The sequence below is a fragment of the Streptomyces sp. GbtcB7 genome, assembly GCF_019091445.1.
Lineage (GTDB): Bacteria > Actinomycetota > Actinomycetes > Streptomycetales > Streptomycetaceae > Streptomyces > Streptomyces mirabilis.
This window is the reverse complement of the sequence record NZ_JAGXJM010000048.1, coordinates 24529-38431: the sequence shown is the minus strand read 5'-3', so window position 1 is coordinate 38431 and position 13903 is coordinate 24529. Positions and strand designations below refer to the sequence as shown.

Below are 13903 nucleotides of genomic sequence, written 5' to 3'. Positions count from 1 at the left end.
CATCGGTTGTGCTCGTAGGGTGTCGGCATGGACCTCGATACCGTCCGGACCTTCGTCGTCGCCGCCGACGCGGGGCAGTTCCAGGAGGCCGCCGCCGAGCTGGCGGTCACCCAGCAGGCCGTCTCCAAGCGCATCGCCGCGCTGGAGCGCAACCTCGGTGTGCGGCTGTTCACTCGCACCGCGCGCGGCGCCGAGCTCACCATCGACGGGCAGGCGTTCCTCCCTCACGCGCGCGAGCTGCTGCGCGTCGCCGAGCGCGCGGTCGCGTCCGTGCGCCCCGGCCGCCGTCCGCTGCGCGTCGACGTCATCGCCTCGCGCGGCGCGGCGGCGGGCCTGATGCGCGGCTTCTACCGTGCGCATCCCGAGATCGACCTCGACGTGGTGATGCTGTTCGACATCGAGACGGCCGTCGCCGCCATCCGGTCCGGTGCGATCGACGCGTCCTTCCGCGCCGTCGCCGCGCCCGGGCGGCCCCTTCCCGAGGACATCGAGTCCGTCCGGGTGCTCGACGAGCCGCTCCAGCTCCTCACCGGCCCCGCGCATGCGCTGGCGGGCGCCCGGTCGGTGACTGTCGCTCAGCTCGCCGGGCACCGGATCTGGATGCCCGGCATCGTCCCCGGTACCGAGTGGGCCGCCTACTACGACGACCTCGTCGCCGAGTTCGGCCTCACCATCGAGGCGACGGGCCCCAACTTCGGCTCCGACGCGCTCCTCGACACCGTCGCCGACACCCCGGCCCTGGCCACCTTCATGGGCGGGCACACCCGCCTCGTCTGGCCCTCCGGCCACGGCCTGCGCCGCATCCCGGTGACCGACCCGACGCCCGTCTACCCTCACTCGCTCCTCTGGCACCGCGACAACCCCCACCCCGCGCTGGCCACTCTCCGCGCCCACCTCGCCGCCACAGCGGCCGACCACGACGCCACCGGGACCTGGGCGCCGGGCTGGGTGATTCCGCGCTGACCGCCGCCTCGTCTGTGATCAGCGTTGCCGGATCGACGAACGGCGGCTCGGAGGCAGTCGTACCCATCGGCACCCTCCTGCTTGGACTGGTCCCGTTGCGTGTCATGAACAGCTTCAGCTACCGCCCGAACAAGTGCCCCAAGAACCCGACCGACGAGACCAGCGAACCACCGATCACCCAGCGTCCGGTTCGGCTACGTTCCACTCCGCTGGCAGGACTGCGTCGCAAAAGACGCAGACGAAGTCCTCCTCTCTCACGATGTTGAGCTGCCCACAGGATGGGCAGCGTCGAAACACCACTTCATGCGTGAAACTGGAGGGCCGGGAGATCCCGGCTCGGTCCAGGGCTTCCGCCACAGCCGGCCATGAGCTGACGTCCGGGCAGTAGCCGGTCGACTGGTTGCTGACCTCTTCGACCGTCCACCGCCCGGACTCCTTGCGGAAGCTGACCTCACCGGCACTGAGAACCCGTCCCCCACCGGCACAAACCACGTGCTCACTCCGGCGCGGTGCGAGCCGCAGGTTCCCAGAGGCATCAACTACGAAGGTGAAGGACTCAGCCAGCTCTCCCGCTGTCCGGGTCGAGACCCACTCGTCGAAGTCCACCGCCGAGCGCATGCTCCGACCCTCGCTTCCCGCTCGGACAAGAGTCTTCAAGTCGGCGGGTCCGACATAGCCATAGCTCCTTCGGCCATTGCTCATGCCGGCCAACCTAGCCCCACACCGAGCCCAGGACCTGGGGAATTACGCGACCACGGCACCAGGTAAGTACGCGGTTCTGGCCGCGCTTGCGTGAATCCCCAGGTCATCGTGCGACTGCGGGAACGTTTCTTGCGGGGATTGCCCAGGCATGGGGGCTGCGGCGATCGAGGATGTGCTGTTTCCCGGGATCGATGTGCGTGTCACGGCGATGCACGTCACCGAGGAGAGAGTCGCCGTCGAAGCGTCGTCGGGCGGACGGCCACCAGCCTGTCCGGACTGCGGCTGTCCAGGACGTCTCGTGCACTCTCGATGTGTGCCCGCGTGACCGAACGTCCTGTGCTGGGACGGCCGTTGGTGATCTCGCTCAAGGTGCGCCCCTTCTTCTGCGAGCGGGCCTCGTGCAGACGGCGGACGTTCGCCGGGCAGGTCCTGGACCTGAGCGAACGGTACCGGCGTCACAGCGTCGGGCTGCGGCGATGGATGCAAGCCATCGCAACGTTCTTGGGCGGCCGCCCCGGTGAACGTCTGTGCCGGACCCTGCATTTACCCACCGGCCGCACCCACCTATTGAGCCTGCTCGCGACACCGAGCGAGCCCGGTCAGGCGCCCCGGGTGCTGGGGGTCGACGAATTCGCCTTCCGTAAGGGCTGGCGATACGGCACCGCTCTGGTCGACGTGGAGGCGGGTCGTGTGGTGGACGTCCTCGCAGACCGGGCCGCGGCCACCTTCGCCGCCTGGCTGCGCGAACATCCCGGCGCGGAGATCATCTGCAGGGACCGGGCCAGCGCCTACTCCAGCGCCGCGCGCGAAGCAGCACCAGGCGCCCAGGAGATCACCGACCGCCGGCACCTGCTGAACAACCTCTCCTCCGCGGTCGAGAAGACGTGCCACCAGCACCGATCCTGTCTGCGCAAACACGCCGAAGCCGAACGTGATGCAGAGCCCCTGCGGATCATCAACCCACTGCCTCTGCCGGCTCTCCCACCCACGAAGATCGCTGTCCGCACCGTTGACCGTTACTCCGACATCCACCGCCTGCTCCGGCAGGGATGCTCCGTCTCCGCGATCGCCCGGCGCCTGCACCGCAAGACCGTCCGGCGCTTCCGCGACACCGACCTTGACGATCTGCTCGCGTCCGCCCGGCACGGCCGCCCCCAAGGAGTGCTGGAACCTTGGGCATGGGCGTACATTCCCGACCGGCACGCCAACGCCGGCACATGATCAGACTTGCTATGGGCTATCGATCTCCCTCGGGAAGGTGCGCCCCTTCACGTCACCCCGCCGAGGACCATCCACAGGTTCTGATCATTGCGCGGGCGTCCGCAGGTGGGGCGTCGAGGGCGGCCGGGTCGAAGCCGGCCTAGGTCAGGACGCTGGCGGCCACTCCGCGACCGACCTGGGCAAGGCCGATCAGCAGGTCTTCGCAGCCGATGCGCTCGGAGCCGTTGTGCTCGGATCGAGCCCCTGCGATGGCGATGGCCTTGCGAGAGTAGGGCGTCCACGTGACTCGCTCGGCTGCGTGGAAGGCACCCATGCTCAGCCGGGCTTCGCCGGACCGGTGCAGCGTCTCCGGCGAGACACCGGCGGCTTGAAGGAGCCGGGGGCGCCGGTGTCCTGGGTGGTCACTCCCCAGAGCAGGTGCTCGGTGCCGATGTAGTTGTTGCGGTGCTGCACCGCTGCCAGCTTGACATGGACCATCGTCTGGCGGACGTCGTCGGTCATCGTCTCAGGGCTGTAGTGCCTGTGCGGGGCCTGGAAGCGTTGCTGGACTGCCTGTCGGGTCACGCCCAGGGCGGCGCCGATGTCCGTCCATGAGGAACCGTGCATCCGGCAGTGCTCGACGTAGTCCTCGACCAGGTTGTCTGCCAGCGCCTGCACTTCGCCTGCGAGTTGGGTGGCGACCGCGAGGAGTGCGAGCCAGTCGGGCTGTTCTTGTCCGCCGGGTCGGTGTGCTGTGTCGCACCTTCGGTCGACTTCCGCGATGAGGCAGTCCAGGTCGGGAAGAGCCACGAGGCAAGTACTCCTTGAAAATTCAGGATTGCCAAGGAGTACTTGCCTCACATGAGATGCGCGCCAAGGATGACTGGGCACCTGCCGGCGGCGGCGCCGGACGGGCGCAACGGTCAGGACGTGCCGTACGTGCAGTGCACCAGCACGTCCGCCCTTGCCGGTCTCATGACCATCTTCCCGGCCTACAGGTCGGTACCGGCGTTGCCATCGTCGCTCGGAGAGTCTCGCTGCTTGGTCCCACCCTGAGCGGAAGCGTCCTTCTCCTGCTTGTCCAAGAGCTCCAGGAGCGCAGCGTCTGCCTTTTGCTGATCCTCCTTCGTCAGTTCAAGAGGTGCGTTGTTGTAGACGGCGTACCGGTCGGGATCAACGATGTTGGTGGTCCTCAACGTGAATGTCAGAAGCGGGCGCCACCCCTTGCGGTGGCCAACCCTGACTTGAATTTGGGCCTTGTAGTCACGGGCCTCTGGAAGGAGCCCGGGAAACGGCGCCTCGAGCTCGATGAAAATTTGTAGAGCTTCTCTGCCGGCCACAACGAATCCGGCCGGCAACTTCAGTTCCTCGTCCGGTCCGGGTTGGAGACGAGACGGCGAAGACATCCACAAGAGCGGTAGATGAGAGGCGGGCTCATCAGGGAAGGTGAGCCTGAGATCCTGCACAACTATCGGCTTGGCGCCGGTGTTGTGAAGGACGAGCGGAAGCCGCAGGCGAACCAGAGAGTAGTTGAAAATCGCCGCAAAGGAGTGAGGCTCCCATGTCTTCAGGCACCCTTGTCTGGCATTGATCCACCAGAATGAGGAGACCGTGAAGACCAATGCGCAGACCGACACGACGGCGGCGCCGGTAAACGATGAGGACGCATTCTGATCAGCAGCGGTCATCAACGGGGACACACATTCAGTGTGCCAGCCTCAGGATGGCCACGCTAAACGTCGCAACGGGCCACAGGCAGCTGGTCAGGGTGGTCTCGGCCCGCAACGGCACGTTTTGCTGCAATCACGGCCAGAGCCTGATTCCGGGCAGGAAGACCTCAGCCTTAGGCGAGGAGGTGCCTCAGTAGCGCGTCCGAGTCGATGTGCTCGGACTCGGATCCTCTGGGTACGAGTGTCTCTGTCTCCTGCAGGAACCCTTTGATGTCCTGCGCCGGAACTTCGAGCAACGCCATAGCACTGGGCGGCTTGAGGACGATGTACACAGCACCGCGGTCGCACTCGCCGGCCGGCCAGATCCGAACGTCTCCCTCGCCGACGGGGCCCTTCAGGCCGTCGATCAGCAGATCGCGTCCGATGATCCATTCCACCGCCTCATCGCTGTCGTCCACGGTGAACGCGACACGAACGGCATAAGGATCACTGAGCTCGTACCGCAGCCTCATGCACATGGACAGGGACATTTCCTGCGAGACGACAAGCTGTACAGGTAGACCCTGCATCACGGTTCTCATTGACTTCATGGGTTCGCTCCTGGCGCCTCGAGCCATAGGGGGATGGTTGCGGCGGGACCGGTGGCGGACGACACGAGAGCGCTCGCGGGGGCTACATCTCGTGCCGTCGCCAGGGTGTCCGGCCGGTCGGCAGGAGCAGACAAAGCGACCGCTGACCGCCGGGGGCATCACAGGGATGCAGGCAACCTCGGCTGCCTGGCAAGAGCCATGGTCGTGTCAGCGGCCACTGTCCTGCCGGTCCTGGTTGTAGTGGCTCCCGCCGTCGCGGTCCCCACCGCGATCGCCCCACGAGAAGCTGGTGCCCTGGTCCCGGCGGTGGCCGTCACCACGGTCCCAGCGGTAGTCGTGGTCGCGGTCCGAGCGGTATGCGTGGTCACTGTCCCAGCAGTAGTCGTGATCGCAGCCCGGCCGGCGGTCGTCGCTCCGGTCCCAGTTGTGCTCATGGCCGCCGCCCGAGCGGTGGTTGTCGGCCGCGACACCGACAGCCGGGCGCTGGACATGCTCGGACACCGCAGCCGACGCGGTACCCCCGACACCGACTACGGCTCCGCCCGCCACCACCACAGAGGTGATAGCGATACACATGCGCTTTGTCAGGTTACTCACGGGTTTTCTCCTTCGGGCCAGGGCAATCCGCCAGTGCAACGGGTGCGCCTGTCGCTGGTGCAGTTCGTGGGGCGCTGCTGGCCGCTCTGTGCGGGCTCGGTCGGCTCTGCACTGCGTCACCGAGCGCGAGAGAAGTCGCTTTCGCAGCAAGGCCCCAAGGTTCCATACGTTGTATGGAACTACCCCTCGAGTAAACCATACGGCGTATGGAAATGCGAGTGCGAAGTTCCGTCGCACTAAGGGTGTTGATCGGGGCCCCGGGTAAGAGGCGGCCTCGACTCGCGCGAAGGCCCACGACCTCGAGGTATCTCTGCAGCCGTCGAGGCATGCGTGCCGTCTTTGGGACCCCGTTGGTGGAGGTCGCCGTGACGACCACTACTCCCACCTGACGCGTGGAGCCAGATCGCCAACTCCGGTGCCGTCTGGTCCGCTGCCGCGTTCGCCGCCGGAGTTTCTGCTCTACCAGCAGGGCCCCTTGGTTCGGGCCGCGATCGGCGGCCTCGGCGCCGAGGCAGGCCTGATCATCGGGTACTACGAATACGCCGAATTCGGACGTGACGGCAGGAAAGGATGCGCTCCTCGCCTACGCCCTCATCGAACTGCCCCTCCAGGCACTCACTCTCCGCATGCCACGCGACACCTCATGGTCACCCGGGCTGCAGCCACTCGTTGACGGCCGCTATGAGGACGGTCGCTTCCAGAAAGTCCATCACAGCCGCCCCGGGCAGGGGAGAAAGAATGGGCGCCGGTACTCAGGAGAGCACCGGCGCCCACGACATGGCACCTCTCACTTCTACGCCGACCACGCTCGGGCTGATCGGTCTTCGGATCCCGCGCGACCAGGCGGCTGCAGTGCCGTCAGGCCCAGTCGAGGGCGTGCTCGACAGGCACGCGGGGCAGCCGCGGGAACCACGGGTCGGCACCGGGGTGACCGATGTTGACCACCAGATGCGAGCGCCAGCTGGTACCGGCGAAGAACTCCTCGTCCACGCCGCCCTTGTCGAAGCCCGCCATGGGACCGGCCGCGAATCCCGCCGCACGGACCGCGAGCAGGAAGACCCCGGTTTGCAGTGCCGAGTTGTAGGCCGCGATGCTCTCGCGCGCGTCGATCTGGTCGGCGAACGCCGCTCGCAGCAAGTCCCCGCGGGCAGGGAAGACGGTCGGCATCTGCTCGTGGAAGTCGACGTCGTACGCCAAGACCGCCACGGCCGGCGCACTGAGCGTCTTGGCCCTGTTGCCCTCGTCGAGATGCCGGACGAGTCGCTCCTTGCCCTCTCGGGTCCGCACGAAGAGCACGCGCAGAGGCTGGCCGTTGGCGGCGCTCGGCGACCAGCGGGCGAGTTCCCAGATCATGGCCAGTTCGTCGTCGGCAACGGCCACCTCGGTGAAGGTGTTCGCGGTGCGGGCCTCGGTGAACAGCACCTTTCGTCCGGCGTCGTCGAGGACATCGAGGGCCTGCGGTTCGCGGTCGGTCATGCTCATCATTTCTCTCTTACTTCGGTTGTGTGAGGTGCCGGGGCGGGTTGACCGCCCCGGCACCACCCCGTGGGGACGGGGTTTGCGGAGTCGGGCAGGGCACAAGGACCCAGTGCTGTCACGTGGGCATGTGGTCCCCTGGCCGACGTCATGTGTGGTGTGTTGACCGCTTGTTCCGCTCCACGCCCAACCGAGCGAAGTAGGCGATCAGTTCAGGGTTGTCGACCGCCGCTGGGTTCAGGACCTGCTCGACGGGGGCACCCTGGAGCAAGCGCTTGACGGGAACCTCGAGCTTCTTGCCGGTCTTCGTGTGCGGCAGGGCTCGTACGGCGAGGATCTCGTCGGGGACGTGGCGGGGTGAGGCCCCGGCGCGGATCGCGTCGCGGATCTTCTCGCGCAGGGAATCGTCCAAGCCGACCCCGTCGGCGAGGACCACGAAGAGGGGCATCCAGTAGCCGCCGTCGGGTTCCTCCGCGCCGATGACGAGGGCCTCGGTGATCTCGGGGAGGTGTTCGACGACGTCGTGGATGTCGGCACTGCCCAGGCGCACGCCGTTGCGGTTGAGAGTGGCGTCGGAGCGGCCGTGGACGATCACCGAGCCGTGCGAGGTGAGTGTGATCCAGTCGCCGTGCCGCCACACACCGGGGTAGGCGCCGAAGTAGGCGTCGCGGTAGCGGCTGCCGTCGGGGTCGTTCCAGAAGTACAGCGGCATGGACGGCATGGGCCGGGTGACGACCAGTTCGCCGACCTGGTCGAGGACAGGGGTGCCCGTCGCGTCGTAGGCGGCCAGGGCCACGCCGAGGCTGGGGGCGGACAGCTCCCCCGCCCAGACGGAGGTCGTGGAGGCGCTGCCGGCGAAGCCGGAGACGATGTCCGTACCGCCGCTGGTGGAGGCCAACTGGACGTCGGCGCCCACGTGGTCGCGGACCCAGGGGTAGGCGAAGGCGGGCAGAGCGGAGCCGGTGCAGCCGACGACGCGGATGGCCGACAGGTCGTGCACGGAGGGTTCGATGCCCAGCTTGGCCATGGTCAGCAGGTACTGGGGACTGGTGCCGAAGACGGTGACCTTGTGACGGGACGCCAGCTCCCACAGGACGTCCGGACGCGCCTGCGGTGCCGGGCTGCCGTCGTAGGTGCAGGTGGTGGCACCGGTCAGCAGGGTGGAGACGACCAGGTTCCACATCATCCAGTGGGTGGTGGTGTACCACAGCAGGCGGTCCCCGGTGCCCAGATCGGTGTGCAGGCCGAGGGTCTTGAGGTGTTCGAGCAGGACCCCGCCGTGCCCGTGGACGATGCCCTTGGGCAGTCCGGTGGTGCCGGAGGAGAAGACGACCCACAGGGGGTGGTCGAACGGCACCGGGGCGATGGTGAGGTACTCGACGCGGGTGACCGCGTCCTCCCAGGGAACCGTCAGCCCCGAGTCCCCGCCCTCGGGCCACGCAAGGCCCACGTGGTCCACGAGCACCGTGGCCTTCAGCTTCGGCAGGGCGGCGGCGAGTTCGAGCGAGGCGGCGCGGCGGTCGTGGGTGGCGCCGTTGAAGAGGTAGCCGTCCGCGGTGATGAGCACCGTGGGTTCGAGCTGGGCGAAGCGGTCGGCGGCGGCCTTGGGTGCGTAGTCCTGGCCGCACACCGACCACACCGCGCCCAGGCTTGCGGTGGCGAGGAAGGCGACGATGGCGTGGGGGGTGTTGGGCAGATAGCCCACCACCCGGTCGCCCTGTCCGACGCCCAGGTCGCGCAGGCTGGCAGCGACGGAGGCGACCCGGGCACGCAGCTCCCGGCCCGTGATCTCGTAGCCGGCTCCGGTCTCGTCCAGGGCGGTGATCGCGGGAGCGTCCGGCTGCAGGTTGCGCAGCGCGTGATGCGTGTAGTTGAGGGTGGCGCCGGGGAACCAGCGGGCGCCGGGCATGGTCTCCTCGGCCAGCACCCGCTCGTACTCAGTCGTCGCGTCGATGTCGAAGTACTCCCACACCGCGGCCCAGAACCCTTCGAGGTCGGTGACGGACCACTGGTACAGGGCTCGGTAGTCCGTGGGGTCCTGGATCCCTTCGGCGTCCCGGTGCCGGGCCGCCCATCGGGCGAAGTCCGCGATGCGGCTGTGGGCGGCCGACTTCGGGTCGGGAGTGAAGAAGGGTTCCGTATACGGCTCAGGGCGCGGGGTGGTCATGGTGTGGTGCTCCTCGTCAGGCGGGCCGGGCGTCGGCGGTACGGCGGGCCGTGTGCAGCAGGGGGGCCCAGGCGACGGTGTCCGTGAAGTCGCCGGTGCCGGCCGGGACGGTGTCCATCACGACGCGGTCGGGGCGCAGCAGGACGGCGTCGACACGGCCGCGTGCCAGCCAGCCGGCCAAGGTGCCGTCGTCGCACAGGTCCTCGACGCGGATCGTCGGGGCGCCGAGTGCCGTGGCCACGGCCGTCATCTGCGCCGTGGGCGGCACAGCGGTCAGGACGGCGAAGGAATCCCCGAGGACGTCATCGAGGCGCACTCGCCTGCCGTCGTGCCGTACCCAGGGCTGCGGGCAGAAGGTGCCGGCCAGCACGCGGCCGGTCAGCCTGGGGCGGCGCCGTACGAGTGGACCGGCGGTGAGGGCGGGACTGAGGTCACGGCTCACCGCCGCAGTCACACCGGGGATGCGACAGGCCGTGCCCACGACGGCCCGGCGGAACGCCGCACCGCGGTCCTGTCCGCCGGTCATGGCCCAGCCGACGGCGACAGCCACGCGGATCACATGGCGGGCGTGCGGCTTGCGCTCGCGTTCGTAGGTGTCCAGCAGCCCCTCGTGTGCGCCCCGTTGGAGCACCTGGGCGAGCTTCCAGGTGAGGTTTTGGGCGTCGCGCAGGCCCGCGCACAGACCCTGCCCCACGAAGGGCGGAGTGAGGTGGGCGGCGTCGCCCAGCAGGAAGACGCGCCCCTTGCGCCACCGGTCGGCGAGGCGGGCCCGGAAGGTGTACTGCGCCTGCCGCACCACCTCGAAGTCGTTGCCCGGCGAGGCGTCGGGCGGCAGGTCCACCCAGGGGGCGACCAGTTCGCGCAGGCGCTCCCATCCGTCCGGGCCGTCCAGGTGCTGATCGTCGGCCAGCCGGAACTCCCAGCGGTAGCGGTCTTCGCTGACGCGCATGAAGGTGGCCGGCTGGGTGGGAGAGCAGATCTGCTCGGCGCCTTCCCAGGTGCGTACGGAGCGGCTGGTGCGCACGTCGATGACCCGCCAGGTCTCCTCGAAGTGCAGGTCCTCCCACACGGCGCCGATGGCGTCACGGGTGAGACTGCTCGCACCGTCGCAGCCGAGGACGGCATCGGCCCACAGGTGCTCGTCCTCGTCGCTGCCGTCGCGCCGGAAGGTGACCCGGACCGGACCCGTCGGATCGTTCGGTCCGGCGGTGTCCCGTGCGACGGACTGGGTGACGGACACGACCTCCACTCCGCTCCACAATTCGCACTCCGGGCGGCGCGCCAGGGCGTCACGCAGCAGGCGTTCCAGATCGGGCTGGTCGAACATGCTGGTCTGCGGGAAGCCGTGGTGTCCGTGCATGGACCGCGGGAATTCGGCGATCACGCGGCGCCCGGCGTCCAGCAGCCGCAGTCCGGGCGCCGGGCGGGCGAGGGCGGCGAACTCCTCGTGGACACCGGCGCTCTGCAGGATCCGGCGGATCTCGTCGTCCACGACGACGGCGCGCGGCAGGGGGTAGATGTCCCGGTGACGTTCGAGGACCAGGCTGCGCACTCCGTGCCGGGCGAGCAGCAGGGCGGCCATGACCCCGACGGGTCCCGCACCGATGATCACCACCGGTCTCCGGGATGCGGCTTTCATGATGCGTCCGCAATGGGGGTCCGCTGCTCGCCGAGGTCGATCCGCCCGTCCGGGGTGGCGATCGTGGCGGTGACGAGGTCACCGTTGCGCAGGTAACGCGGGTTCTTGGCCTGGCCCTTGAAGAACGCCTTCCACTTCAGTGCGGGCGGCAGCAGCGCCCCGATCTTCTCGGCCGCCTTGGGCGGGGCCTTCAGGGCCGTGCCGCCGGGAGTGCCGGTCAGCAGCAGGTCGCCCGGGGCGAGGGTCTGGAAGCGGGCAAGCAGGGTGAGCGCCTGTGCGGGCCGCACGATCATGTCGGCCAGCGTGCGGTCCTGGCGTGACACGCCGTTGACCGACAGCCGCAGCCGCAGGTTCAGCAGGTGGGTGAAGTCCTCGGGCTCCAGCAGGGCCAGGTACGGACCCGTCGGCGTGAAGGTCGGATAGGACTTGCTCTCGTAGAACTGGGTCTTGGTCAGCTGGACGTCGCGGGCGCTGACGTCGTTGGTCAGGACAAGGCCGGCGACATAGCGCGGCAGGTCCTGCTCCTCGACGACGGTGCCCACGGGCAGGGTCGCGCCCATGACGAGGCCGAGTTCCACCTCGTAGTCGAGGAACTTCACGTGCGCGGGGCGGATGATCGTGTCGTGGGGGCCGCTGACCGAGCCGGACGCCTTGCGGAAGAAGGTGGGCGGGATGTCGCCGGTGAAGCCCGAATCCTTGGCGTGGCTGCGGTAGTTGACCATCTGGGCGACCACCCGGCACGGGGTGGTGACCGGAGGCAGCGCCACCAGGTCGGCGACGGGCGTGCCGCTCTCGGCGGAGGCGGCGGCCTCGCGGATCGCGTCGCGGTCGGCGAGCAGTTCGGCGGTGGTGACGGCCTTGGTGTCGATGCGGACGGCGCGATCGTCCCGGACGACCCACCAGCCGTCGGTGGTACGCAGAACGTTGGTGCTCATGAGCTCATCGCTTTCATCAGGCCCAGCAGGCGTGCGGGGTCGAGTTCGTTGTCGCCGCGCAGGGCCGTCATGACCTCGCGCAGCTTGGCGGGGGAAGGGCTGGCGCCCAGGAAGTCGCGGGTGACCGGCGGACCCCACTGGGCCAGGCCGCTCGCCGACATCGGTGCCCAGCCGGGCTCCAGGTCGCAGGAGAACAGGTCGCCGTCGGCGAAGTGCTCCAGCATGAAGTGGTCGGGGTCGCGCCAGTAGTCGAACAGCTGGCTGCCCTGGATGTGCCGGCCGATGCCCCAACTGCGCTTGTAGCCGCGCTCGGCCAGGTACTCCCCACCGGCGGCGATCGCGTCGAGGTCGGTGACCTGGTAGGCCGAGTGGACGTAGCCGGTTCCGGGCCCCAGGTGCAGGGCCAGCGTGTGGTGATCGACGGCCACGCTCCCCTGGTCGCACCGGATGAACGTCATCGTCGGCCCGCGCCCGCGCTGCCCGTCCAGGAACAGGAAGTCGGACACGATCATCCCGAGGGTGTCCAGGTACCAGTCCAGGGTGCGGGCGAACACCCGGGTTTCCAGTACCACATGGCCCAGCCGCTGGATACGGGACGGCTCACGGGGCGGACGCTGGGTGGCGTTCGTACGACGGTGATCTGTACCGAAGTTGAGGATCAGCGGATCCTGCTCGGGCAACGCGGGCAGCTGCTCGGCGCAGTGCACGACCCGGACCGGCAGGCCCGAGGGATCGAGCAGGGCGATCGACTGCCCACCGCCCGGTACACCGATGTCCCGGACGGTACTGCCGGTGGCGCGGGCCAGCCGGTCCAGGTCGGCCCGCTCTGCCGCGCGGAACGCCGGCCCGATGAACCGGGACGCACGCCCCCGCCGGATGACCATGCAGGGTGAGCCCGCGAACGTACCGCGCAGCCACAGCTCCCCCTCGGTGCGGGCGGCGACCGCGAACCCGAAGTCACGCGCGAAGACCTCGGCCCGGTCCAGGTCCGGCTTCTCGAACTCGAGCCAGGCCAGATCCGCCACCTTGATCACGGGATTCCGGGAACGTCCGGGGTGCTCTCCGCGCAGGGCGCCCTGCTCACTGTGGAGGTCTTGGTGGGGCGTCTGAGGAGTGGCCCCGTCAACGGGGGTGTGGGACATGGTGTCCTCCAAGCAACATTGCCGTAATGAGGAAATCATCAACTTTGCCGTTACCCATCGTCAATAGGGCGGAGTCAAATAATTGATGATCTCATCAGTAATGGCAGACTCATCGCGACGGTTGTTACACTCGCCGTATGCCGACGTCAGCCCCGCCCAAGAACCGCTTCGAGCGACGCCGCGCCGAGACCCGTCAGGCGCTCGTCCGCGCGGCCCGGCAGATCCTCGCGGAGACCGGGGACACCAGCGCCAGCATCCAGGCCATCGCCGAGCGCGCGGACGTCGGCTTCGGCTCCTTCTACAACCACTTCGAGTCCAAGACGGAGCTGTTCGACGCCGCGGTGACAGACGCCCTGGACGAGTTCGGGCAGGTCATAGACGAGCGCGTACAAGGAATCGACGACCCGGCCGAGCTCGTCGCGGCGGGCTTCCGGCTCACCGCCCGGATGGCGGACTCCCACCCTGAACTCATGCGGATCCTTCGTGACCGCGGTCTGGCCTACATCCACTCCGACCGCGGACTCGCCCCGCGAGCCCTGCGCGACCTGGAGAACGGCATCACCTCGGGCCGCTTCACCTGCCGCAACGCGACAACCGCCCTGTCCGCCTTGGGCGGCACCCTGATGTCCCTCGTGGCGCTGCGGCTGGCCCGACCCGACCTCGACGGGGACGAGGCCGCCTCCGACCTGGCAGAGATGGTCCTGCGCATGCTCGGCGTCCCTCCGGACGACGCCCACCAGGTGACCCGGAGGCCGCTGCCTGGCCTCGATTGACAGCTCAGGGGCCCCGGCGTCCAGAAGGGATGCCGGGCGGTCCTGCGCG

The 13903-nt window shown here is 68.6% G+C and carries 13 protein-coding genes; 3 read left to right on the top strand and 10 right to left on the bottom strand.

The features are described 5' to 3' along the window. The first annotated feature begins 27 nt into the window (after positions 1-27). Positions 28-963 carry a LysR family transcriptional regulator gene (locus tag KVT44_RS47580; protein WP_217574574.1) on the top strand — a complete coding sequence of 312 codons (936 nt, stop codon included), beginning with the start codon at positions 28-30 and terminating at the stop codon, positions 961-963. A 174-nt stretch (positions 964-1137) separates the two neighbouring features. Here the strand turns inward: KVT44_RS47580 and KVT44_RS47575 are convergent, their stop codons facing one another. After that, positions 1138-1665 (bottom strand): hypothetical protein, encoded by a 528-nt coding sequence (locus KVT44_RS47575; RefSeq protein WP_217574572.1) that lies wholly within the window; start codon positions 1663-1665, stop codon positions 1138-1140. Between the two features lie 321 nt (positions 1666-1986). Here KVT44_RS47575 and KVT44_RS47570 point away from each other — a divergent pair, with 321 nt between their 5' ends. Beyond that, complete coding sequence (locus KVT44_RS47570) at positions 1987-2886, top strand: transposase (RefSeq protein WP_217574570.1); 900 nt, start codon at positions 1987-1989, stop codon at positions 2884-2886. A gap of 315 nt (positions 2887-3201) precedes the next feature. Here the strand turns inward: KVT44_RS47570 and KVT44_RS60830 are convergent, their stop codons facing one another. The 9 genes from KVT44_RS60830 to KVT44_RS47525 form a co-directional block, all read right to left on the bottom strand. After that, positions 3202-3675, bottom strand: a complete 474-nt coding sequence (locus KVT44_RS60830) for a Clp protease N-terminal domain-containing protein (RefSeq protein WP_308314314.1) — start codon at positions 3673-3675, stop codon at positions 3202-3204. Positions 3676-3857: 182 nt separating this feature from the next. Then, entirely contained in the window at positions 3858-4565 is a 708-nt protein-coding gene (locus tag KVT44_RS47560) for a hypothetical protein (protein ID WP_217574568.1), read from the bottom strand. Positions 4566-4708: 143 nt separating this feature from the next. Further along, complete coding sequence (locus KVT44_RS47555; RefSeq protein WP_217574566.1) at positions 4709-5125, bottom strand: SsgA family sporulation/cell division regulator; 417 nt, start codon at positions 5123-5125, stop codon at positions 4709-4711. 207 nt (positions 5126-5332) lie between these two features. Next, on the bottom strand, positions 5333-5722 hold the full coding sequence (locus tag KVT44_RS47550) for a hypothetical protein (protein WP_217574564.1): 390 nt from the start codon (positions 5720-5722) through the stop codon (positions 5333-5335). An 858-nt stretch (positions 5723-6580) separates the two neighbouring features. Further along, a complete protein-coding gene (locus KVT44_RS47545; protein WP_217574562.1) occupies positions 6581-7204 on the bottom strand; it encodes a malonic semialdehyde reductase in 624 nt (207 codons plus the stop codon). Positions 7205-7346: 142 nt separating this feature from the next. After that, a complete protein-coding gene (locus tag KVT44_RS47540) occupies positions 7347-9365 on the bottom strand; it encodes an acetoacetate--CoA ligase (protein ID WP_217574560.1) in 2019 nt (672 codons plus the stop codon). A 16-nt stretch (positions 9366-9381) separates the two neighbouring features. Then, on the bottom strand, positions 9382-11004 hold the full coding sequence (locus KVT44_RS47535) for a bifunctional 3-(3-hydroxy-phenyl)propionate/3-hydroxycinnamic acid hydroxylase (protein WP_217574559.1): 1623 nt from the start codon (positions 11002-11004) through the stop codon (positions 9382-9384). Beyond that, a complete protein-coding gene (locus KVT44_RS47530; protein ID WP_217574557.1) occupies positions 11001-11939 on the bottom strand; it encodes a fumarylacetoacetate hydrolase family protein in 939 nt (312 codons plus the stop codon). Before KVT44_RS47530 ends, KVT44_RS47535 begins: the two co-directional genes overlap by 4 nt. Beyond that, complete coding sequence (locus tag KVT44_RS47525; RefSeq protein WP_217574555.1) at positions 11936-13081, bottom strand: VOC family protein; 1146 nt, start codon at positions 13079-13081, stop codon at positions 11936-11938. The genes KVT44_RS47530 and KVT44_RS47525 overlap by 4 nt, the downstream gene beginning before the upstream one ends. A gap of 137 nt (positions 13082-13218) precedes the next feature. On the opposite strand from KVT44_RS47525, the gene KVT44_RS47520 reads away from it, so the two are divergent. Further along, positions 13219-13854, top strand: a complete 636-nt coding sequence (locus KVT44_RS47520; protein ID WP_217574553.1) for a TetR/AcrR family transcriptional regulator — start codon at positions 13219-13221, stop codon at positions 13852-13854. Positions 13855-13903: the final 49 nt, after the last annotated feature.

Bases quoted from the DNA above. Each gene is read 5' to 3' on its own strand.
- KVT44_RS47520 (WP_217574553.1), top strand. From the start codon at position 13,219: ATGCCGACGTCAGCCCCGCCCAAGAACCGCTTCGAGCGACGCCGCGCC.
- KVT44_RS47575 (WP_217574572.1), bottom strand. From the start codon at position 1,665: ATGAGCAATGGCCGAAGGAGCTATGGCTATGTCGGACCCGCCGACTTG.
- KVT44_RS47555 (WP_217574566.1), bottom strand. From the start codon at position 5,125: ATGAAGTCAATGAGAACCGTGATGCAGGGTCTACCTGTACAGCTTGTC.
- KVT44_RS47580 (WP_217574574.1), top strand. From the start codon at position 28: ATGGACCTCGATACCGTCCGGACCTTCGTCGTCGCCGCCGACGCGGGG.
- KVT44_RS47535 (WP_217574559.1), bottom strand. From the start codon at position 11,004: ATGAAAGCCGCATCCCGGAGACCGGTGGTGATCATCGGTGCGGGACCC.
- KVT44_RS47540 (WP_217574560.1), bottom strand. From the start codon at position 9,365: ATGACCACCCCGCGCCCTGAGCCGTATACGGAACCCTTCTTCACTCCC.
- KVT44_RS47545 (WP_217574562.1), bottom strand. From the start codon at position 7,204: ATGAGCATGACCGACCGCGAACCGCAGGCCCTCGATGTCCTCGACGAC.
- KVT44_RS47530 (WP_217574557.1), bottom strand. From the start codon at position 11,939: ATGAGCACCAACGTTCTGCGTACCACCGACGGCTGGTGGGTCGTCCGG.
- KVT44_RS47525 (WP_217574555.1), bottom strand. From the start codon at position 13,081: ATGTCCCACACCCCCGTTGACGGGGCCACTCCTCAGACGCCCCACCAA.